This is a genomic window from Cognatilysobacter segetis (assembly GCF_004359965.1).
In the GTDB taxonomy this organism is placed as follows: Bacteria; Pseudomonadota; Gammaproteobacteria; order Xanthomonadales; family Xanthomonadaceae; genus Cognatilysobacter; species Cognatilysobacter segetis.
Map to the genome: position 1 here is coordinate 23,988 of NZ_SMRQ01000042.1, position 7,034 is coordinate 31,021.

At 71.2% G+C, this 7,034-nt stretch carries 9 protein-coding genes; 8 read left to right on the forward strand and 1 reads right to left on the reverse strand.

Annotated elements, in window-relative coordinates:
* The first annotated feature begins 48 nt into the window (after positions 1 to 48).
* Positions 49 to 1,056, forward strand: a complete 1,008-nt coding sequence (locus E4F61_RS10335; RefSeq protein WP_133479584.1) for a DUF2272 domain-containing protein — start codon at positions 49 to 51, stop codon at positions 1,054 to 1,056.
* A gap of 13 nt (positions 1,057 to 1,069) precedes the next feature.
* On the opposite strand, the gene E4F61_RS10340 is transcribed toward E4F61_RS10335, so the two are convergent.
* Positions 1,070 to 1,567 carry a lipocalin family protein gene (locus E4F61_RS10340; protein ID WP_133479585.1) on the reverse strand — a complete coding sequence of 166 codons (498 nt, stop codon included), beginning with the start codon at positions 1,565 to 1,567 and terminating at the stop codon, positions 1,070 to 1,072.
* Positions 1,568 to 1,805: 238 nt separating this feature from the next.
* Between E4F61_RS10340 and katG the strand changes: the two genes are divergently transcribed.
* The 7 genes from katG to E4F61_RS10375 form a co-directional block, all read left to right on the forward strand.
* On the forward strand, positions 1,806 to 4,001 hold the full coding sequence (gene katG / locus E4F61_RS10345; protein WP_133479586.1) for a catalase/peroxidase HPI: 2,196 nt from the start codon (positions 1,806 to 1,808) through the stop codon (positions 3,999 to 4,001).
* Positions 4,002 to 4,124: 123 nt separating this feature from the next.
* Positions 4,125 to 4,445 carry an ArsR/SmtB family transcription factor gene (locus E4F61_RS10350; RefSeq protein WP_133479587.1) on the forward strand — a complete coding sequence of 107 codons (321 nt, stop codon included), beginning with the start codon at positions 4,125 to 4,127 and terminating at the stop codon, positions 4,443 to 4,445.
* A 15-nt stretch (positions 4,446 to 4,460) separates the two neighbouring features.
* The gene (locus tag E4F61_RS10355) at positions 4,461 to 5,027 is read left to right on the forward strand and encodes a VOC family protein (RefSeq protein WP_133479588.1); all 567 of its coding nucleotides are present in this window, start codon (positions 4,461 to 4,463) and stop codon (positions 5,025 to 5,027) included.
* Between the two features lies 1 nt (position 5,028).
* Positions 5,029 to 5,415, forward strand: a complete 387-nt coding sequence (locus E4F61_RS10360) for an arsenate reductase ArsC (RefSeq protein WP_133479589.1) — start codon at positions 5,029 to 5,031, stop codon at positions 5,413 to 5,415.
* Positions 5,415 to 6,098, forward strand: a complete 684-nt coding sequence (locus E4F61_RS10365) for an aquaporin (protein WP_133479590.1) — start codon at positions 5,415 to 5,417, stop codon at positions 6,096 to 6,098. Before E4F61_RS10360 ends, E4F61_RS10365 begins: the two co-directional genes overlap by 1 nt.
* A gap of 53 nt (positions 6,099 to 6,151) precedes the next feature.
* Positions 6,152 to 6,709, forward strand: a complete 558-nt coding sequence (locus tag E4F61_RS10370; protein ID WP_133478590.1) for a DUF3228 family protein — start codon at positions 6,152 to 6,154, stop codon at positions 6,707 to 6,709.
* A 136-nt stretch (positions 6,710 to 6,845) separates the two neighbouring features.
* Positions 6,846 to 7,034 (forward strand): hypothetical protein (locus E4F61_RS10375; RefSeq protein ID WP_133479591.1); only part of this gene is annotated, 189 nt, incomplete at its 3' end.

Here is a 7,034-nt window from a genome sequence, read left to right on the forward strand (position 1 = left end):
CACGCCCGCTGTGCGAGCGTCGTCGCCGTCTCCCTTGCCGGAATCCGAATGGACTGCCTGCGCGCACTGCGCCACCTGACGATCGCCTTCGCATTCGCGGCCGTCCTCGTCTTCGCTCCGCACGCGCGCGCCTCGGGCTGCGCCTCGCCCGAATCGGCCGGCGGAGCCGACACCGCGTCGCGCATCGCGTCGATCGCCTGCGCGGAGCACGATCTCTGGTACTCGCCGTTCATCGACGAGAGCGGGCGTCTCGCGAACCTGCGCATTTCCGAAGCCGAAGGCCTGCGCCTGCGCGATCGCGCGACGCCCGCGTGGCGTCGGGTCGCCGCATACTGGCTCGGCAGCGGCGTGCAGTGGCCGGCGCCCGGCCTGCCCGCGGGCGCGGATTGCCAGGGCCCGGATGGCAGTGTCGGCGTGGCGCTGTGCCGCACGTTCCTCATCGACACGCCGTGGTCTGCCGTCTTCGTGTCGTACGTGCTGACACGCGCGGGCGTGCCGGGATTCCAGTCGTCGATCCGCCACGTCGACTACGTGCGCGCTGCATTCCGCAGCGGCGAACAGGGCCCGTACCGGATGGCCGATCCGGACCGGGAGGCGCCGGCGACGGGCGACCTGCTGTGCTTCTCGCGCCAGTCCTCGCAGGTGTTCGGCGTCCAGGGCTTCCGCGACTGGCTGCAGCGCTCCTACGGCGGTGCGTTGCCGATGCACTGCGACATCGTCGTATCCACGGCCGGCAACCGCGCACGGCTGGTGGGCGGCAACGTGCTGCAGGGCGTCACGATGCGCGTACTCCCGCTCAATCGGCTGGGACGGTTCTGGTCGCTGCCACGGCGCACGGCCACCGAGCCCGAGTGCGGCCCGGCCAACGCCGCCGCGTGCAATTTCAACCGGCAGGACTGGGTCGCGCTGCTGAAGCTGGTCCCGGCGGCCAACGTGCCGGCGCCGGCCGCCACGCCGCAGGCCTGCTGCGTGGTGTGCATGCTGCCGATGGCGCCCGGCGTGCGCCGCTGCCCCCCGCAGGCCGCGGAACCGGCGACGCAATCGCCCGTGCCGTAGCGCAGAAACGACGTCAGGCCGTGCGACGGCCGGTATGCGGCGTGTCGATGAGATCGTCCAGCGCGTAGCCGAGCTCGCGGGCGGTGGCGAGGAAGTCCTCGCGCGTTCCCGCGTCCATCGTCGGTTCGCGGTGCAGCAGCCACAGGTAGCGGTAATCCGGACTGCCCACGAGCGCGGTGCGGTAGGCGTCGTCGAGCCGCAGGATCCAGTAGTCGCCGCGGGTGAACGGGATCCAGCGCAGGCCTTCCGGCAGGAACGTGACCTCCAGCCGGCTGTTGTCGCCCGGTTCCGCCGGTGTCGCCTGGCCGACCGATTCCTGCAGCTGGCCCTCGCCGTCGTAGGCGCGGTTCTGCACGCGGATGCTGCCGTCGGGCTCGAGGCTGTAATGCGCCGTCACGTCGGTGTAGTCGGGCGGCTCGTGCCGCATGGGCAGGCGCGCGATCTCGAACCACGTGCCGAGGTAGCGGGGCAGGTCGACGTCGTGAACGGTCGGCGGCGCGGGACGGGACATGGCGGGCTCGGTTCTGCGGGAAGCGCCTGTATAGGCGGCGCACGGTGAATGGGCGGGCAAGGGCCGCCCTCGATCGGCGGCGCCTATCGCTGCCATCCGAACGTTCGATTTCCGTGCTTAACGATCCGCGCGTACGGTATCGAACGGCCCCCGCGATGCGTCCCGGATCGCGCCGCGCCCGCACTTTTCCCCTGCGCCCACGCATTCCGGCGCACGAAGCGCCGCAGGAGACGCCGCAATGAATGACGAAGCCCGATGCCCCGTCGCGCACGGTCCTAAACGCCGTCAGACGCGCAACAACGCACAGTGGTGGCCCGACCAGCTCAACCTCGCGATGCTGCACCAGCATGCGCGGCTGGGTGATCCGATGGTCGAGGATTTCGACTACAAGGCCGAGTTCCGCAAGCTCGACCTCCAGGCGGTCATCGCCGACCTGCACGCGCTGATGACCGACTCGCAGCCCTGGTGGCCGGCGGACTACGGCCACTACGGTCCGTTCTTCATCCGCATGGCCTGGCACTCGGCTGGCACGTACCGCATCTTCGACGGTCGCGGCGGCGCCCGCTCGGGCGAGCAGCGCTTCGCGCCGCTCAACTCCTGGCCCGACAACGGCAACCTCGACAAGGCGCGCCGCCTGCTGTGGCCGATCAAGCAGAAGTACGGCAAGTCGCTGTCGTGGGCGGACCTGATGATCCTCGCGGGCAACGTGGCCATCGAATCCATGGGCTGTCCCATCTTCGGCTTCGGCGGCGGCCGCGAGGACATCTGGGAGCCGCTGCCGATCGACTGGGGCCCGGAATCGACGTGGCTCGGCGACGAGCGCTACAGCGGCGAGCGCGAGCTGGCGCATCCCTTCGCCGCGGTGCAGATGGGCCTGATCTACGTGAACCCCGAAGGCCCGAACGGCAACCCCGACCCGGTCGGCTCCGCGCGCGACATCCGCGACACGTTCGGCCGCATGGCGATGAACGACGAGGAGACCGTCGCGCTGATCGCCGGTGGCCATACGTTCGGCAAATGCCACGGCGCGGGCCCGGCGAAGCACCTCTCCGCCGAGCCGGAAGGCGCGAACGTGGAGGAGCTGGGCCTGGGCTGGAAGAGCGCGTACGAGAGCGGCATCGGCGAGCACACGATCACCAGCGGCCTCGAAGGCGCATGGACGGCGACGCCGACGCGCTGGGACATGGAGTACTTCGAGACGCTGCTCGGCAACGAGTGGGAGCTGACGACGAGCCCCGCGGGTGCCCACCAGTGGAAGCCCAAGGGCGATGCTAACCGCAACGTGCCCGACGCGCACGTGCCGGGCCGCTTCCACCAGCCGATGATGACCACGGCCGACCTCGCGCTGCGCTTCGACCCGGCCTACGAGCGGATCTCGCGCGACTACATGGCGAATCCGCAGAAGTTCGCCGACGCGTTCGCGCGCGCGTGGTTCAAGCTCACGCACCGCGACATGGGCCCGAAGGTGCGCTATCTCGGCCCGCTGGTGCCGCAGGAAGACCTCATCTGGCAGGACCCGCTGCCGCCGGTCGACCACCCGCTGGTCGATGCCGACGACATCGCGCGGCTCAAGACCGCGCTGCTGGACTCGGGACTCGGCGTGCAGCAACTGGTCAAGACGGCCTGGGCGTCGGCGTCGACCTTCCGCGGCAGCGACCTGCGCGGCGGCGCGAATGGCGCACGCATCCGCCTGGCGCCGCAGAACGACTTCGAGGCGAACGAGCCGCAGGAACTCGCCCGCGTGCTCGACACACTCGAACGCGTGCGCGCGGAGTTCAACGCATCGCAGTCTGGTGGGAAGCGCCTCTCGCTCGCCGACCTGATCGTGCTCGGCGGCGGCGCGGCGGTCGAGGCCGCGGCGCGCGCGGCGGGCCACGACGTCTCGGTGCGGTTCACGCCGGGGCGCACCGACGCGACGCCCGAGCAGACCGACGTCGAGTCGTTCCTGGTGCTCGAACCCGCGGCCGACGGTTTCCGCAACTACGTGCGCAAGGGCGCCGAGGACACCGTCGCGACCGCGCTCATCGACCGCGCCAACCTGCTGATGCTCACCGCGCCCGAAATGACGGCGCTGGTCGGCGGGATGCGCGCCCTCGATGCGAACACCGGCCACGTGCCCCACGGCGTGTTCACCGATCGCCCCGGCACGCTCACGCCTGATTTCTTCCGCAACCTGCTCGACATGCGCACCGCATGGAAGAAATCCGAGACGGTGCCGGGGCTGTTCGAGGGCCGCGATCGCGCGACCGACGCCCTGCGTTGGACGGCCACGCTGGCCGACCTGATCTTCGGTTCGAACGCGCAGTTGCGCGCGCTGTCGGAGGTGTACGCCGCCGCCGATGGCGAGGCGCACTTCGTGCAGGACTTCGTCGCCGCGTGGACGAAGGTGATGGAGCTGGACCGCTTCGACCTGCGGTATCGCCAGGCCGCGTGATGCGCTGACGGGGCGGGTATCGGCGCGGAGCCGGCCAGCGGCGGCGTGGGCATCCGCGCCGCCGTTCGTCGTCCGGGCACGCGGCGGGGTTGCGTAATTCCATAATTCCGGAATAATGGAAATATGGAAACCGACCTCGCACTCGGCGCGCTTCGCGCCCTCGCCCACGACAGCCGGCTCGCGGCGTTCCGTGCCCTCGTGCAGGCCGGCGCCGACGGACTCGCCGTCGGCGAGCTGCGCGACCTGCTGGGCCTGCCGCCCGCCACGCTCACCGCCCACCTGAACGTGCTGCGCGCGGCCGGGCTGGTCGCCGACACGCGCGAGGGCCGGGTCATCCGCGTGCGCGCCGACTACGCGCGCATGGACGCACTGATCGCCTATCTCACCGAGAACTGCTGCCAGGGCGCCGCGTGCGCGCCGGCCGCAGGCCGCTGCACGCCCTGACGCAAGGAGACCGCCATGAGCAACGCCCTGACCGCCGTCCGCAAGCCGCACCTCTCGCTCAACGTGCGCGACGTCGATGCCGCCGTCGACTTCTATCGCGCGCTGTTCGGCACCGCGCCCGCGAAGCACTACCACGACGAGACCGTGGTGCATTCGATCCTGCAGGACGACACCGGCATCGACAGCCGGCAGCGACGCACCGGCTACGCCAAGTTCGACCTCGACGCGCCCGCGCTCAATTTCGTGCTCAACCAGATCCCGGGCACGCGCTTCGAAGCGCGCGGCACGCTGTCGCACCTCGGCCTGCAGGTGGATTCCACCGACGATGTCATCGCGATCCGGGAGCGCGTCACCGCCGCGGGCCTGGTGCCGCGCGACGAGATGTCGGTGAGCTGCTGCTACGCGCGCCAGGACAAGTTCTGGCTGGCCGACCCGGATGGCAACGAGTGGGAAGTGTTCACCGTCCTCGAGCACCTCTCGCCCGAGGCGCTGCGCGAGCAGGACACCCGCAGCGCCTGCGACACCGGCTGCGCGACGAGCTGCGCGCCCGCGCCGGCCGAAGCCGCCTGCTGCGGGGCCTGACATGACGCATCGCGTGCTGTTCGTCTGCGTCGAGAACTCCAACCGGTCGCAGATGGCCGAAGCCTTCGCACGGCTGCATGGCGGCGGCGATGTCGAGGCGATGAGCGCCGGCTCCAAGCCCTCGGGCCGCATCAATCCCAAGGCGATCCGCGTCATGGCCGAGCGCGGCGTCGACCTGTCGACGCACGCATCGAAATCACTCGACGACGTGTCCGGCGAGTTCGATGCCGTCATCACCATGGGCTGCGGCGACGATTGCCCCTGGGTGCCGGCGAAGCGTCGCGAGGACTGGGCGCTCCCGGATCCGCGCGACATGGACGACGAGGGCTACCGCGCGGTGCGCGACGGGATCGAGGCGCGGGTGAAGACCCTGCTGGCGTCGCTGTGATGCCGCTGCCGCGCCGCCTCTTCGCCGAGTTCCTCGGCACGCTGCTCCTGCTCGCGACCGTGGTCGGCTCGGGCGTGATGGGCATGGACCTGTCCCAGGGCAACCGCGGCGTGGCGCTGCTGGCGAACGCCGGCGCCACCGCGGGCATGCTGTACGTGCTGATCGCGCTGCTCGGGCCCGTGTCGGGCGCGCACATGAATCCCGCGGTGTCGCTCGTCGCACGCGTGCGACGCGAGCTGTCGTCGCGCGAGCTGGCGGGCTACGTGCTGGCGCAGGTGGCGGGCGCGGTCGCGGGCGTGGTGCTCGCACACCTGATGTTCGGGCTCGACGTCGTGCAGCCCGGCGACCGCATCCGCGCGGGGGCGGGGCAGTGGCTCAGCGAGGGCGTCGCGACGTTCGGCCTCGTGCTCATCATCCTCCTCGGGCTGCGCCGTCGGCCCGGGGCGATCCCCGTGCTCGTCGCCGCGTACATCTTCGCCGCGTACTGGTTCACCGCCAGTACGTCGTTCGCGAACCCTGCCGTGACGCTCGCCCGCGCGATGACGCGCACCTTCGCCGGCATCCGGCCGGACGACGTGCCGGGCTTCGTGGCCGCGCAGGTGGCGGGCGCGATGCTGGCGGTCGTCGTGGCGCGCGTGCTCGACGGCGACGGCGTGCGCGCGGACGTCGTTCCGGAACCCTGATCCCGACGGCACGCGCCCGGCACAATGCGCGTTCCGTTCGCCGGCCCGATCGCATGTCCATCGTCCTCACCGACTTCGCCCGTCCGCGGCTGTTCCCGCGCGAGCCGCGCCGCAACACCGTGCAGGACTGCACGCCCGAGGCCTTCGAGCGCCATCTCAACGAGGTCGCGCCCGTCGCGGTGCTGGCGGGCTACGCGCCGTTCTGCAAGCTCCACGTGCACCGGAACTGGACGTCGACCCGCTGCTTGGCCGTGCCGATCACCGAGCAGAACCGCCACCTGCTGCGAACGGGCTACGAGGCGCGTACGCGTGACGAGTTGCCCGTGCTGGTGCGCTGGTTCGAAGGGATCGAGCCCCCGGTCGCGGCCTACCTCATCCCGATCCTCTACAGCCGCGAGCAGCTGGCGAAGGAGGGCACGTCGATCGACGCGGACTGGGGCGTCGTCGGCTGCATGTACACCGCCGAGCCGGTGGAGACGCCGATGGCGCCCATCACGATGATGCGCAACGCACTGGGCGTGGACGAGGGTGGATCGGGCGTCCCGCTCGATCGCGATGCGTACCTGCGCGCGGTCGACTTCTGGAACACGCACGCGAACTGGCGCGGCTAGGCGCCACCAGGCCCGCGCGGCATGGCTGGCCGCTTAACTCGACAGGCGGCCGGCGGCGCCGGCGCGACGTGCGACGCGCATAGTGGCCTCGTCCCGGACCGACCCGCGGTCGAACACGCCGGGACGGGGAGGCGCCATGTCACAACTCCTCCATGCCATCCGCCACGCGCTGCATTCGCGCGGCGACACGCCGCCCGCGCCGGCTCGAAACGTGCCCATCGCCCGCATCGGGTGGCCGCCGCTCAGCGTCCCGTCCGGCTCGCACCGCCGCAGCAGCGACGAGCAGCCCTGGTTCCGCGAGGGACCGGAGGACCCGTGGCGGCGC

What these genes read in the sequence shown, in the direction of transcription:
- E4F61_RS10360 (WP_133479589.1), top strand. Translation starts at nt 5,029, where the DNA reads ATGACGCATCGCGTGCTGTTCGTCTGCGTCGAGAACTCCAACCGGTCG.
- E4F61_RS10355 (WP_133479588.1), top strand. Translation starts at nt 4,461, where the DNA reads ATGAGCAACGCCCTGACCGCCGTCCGCAAGCCGCACCTCTCGCTCAAC.
- katG (WP_133479586.1), top strand. Translation starts at nt 1,806, where the DNA reads ATGAATGACGAAGCCCGATGCCCCGTCGCGCACGGTCCTAAACGCCGT.
- E4F61_RS10335 (WP_133479584.1), top strand. Translation starts at nt 49, where the DNA reads ATGGACTGCCTGCGCGCACTGCGCCACCTGACGATCGCCTTCGCATTC.
- E4F61_RS10365 (WP_133479590.1), top strand. Translation starts at nt 5,415, where the DNA reads ATGCCGCTGCCGCGCCGCCTCTTCGCCGAGTTCCTCGGCACGCTGCTC.
- E4F61_RS10370 (WP_133478590.1), top strand. Translation starts at nt 6,152, where the DNA reads ATGTCCATCGTCCTCACCGACTTCGCCCGTCCGCGGCTGTTCCCGCGC.
- E4F61_RS10340 (WP_133479585.1), bottom strand. Translation starts at nt 1,567, where the DNA reads ATGTCCCGTCCCGCGCCGCCGACCGTTCACGACGTCGACCTGCCCCGC.
- E4F61_RS10350 (WP_133479587.1), top strand. Translation starts at nt 4,125, where the DNA reads ATGGAAACCGACCTCGCACTCGGCGCGCTTCGCGCCCTCGCCCACGAC.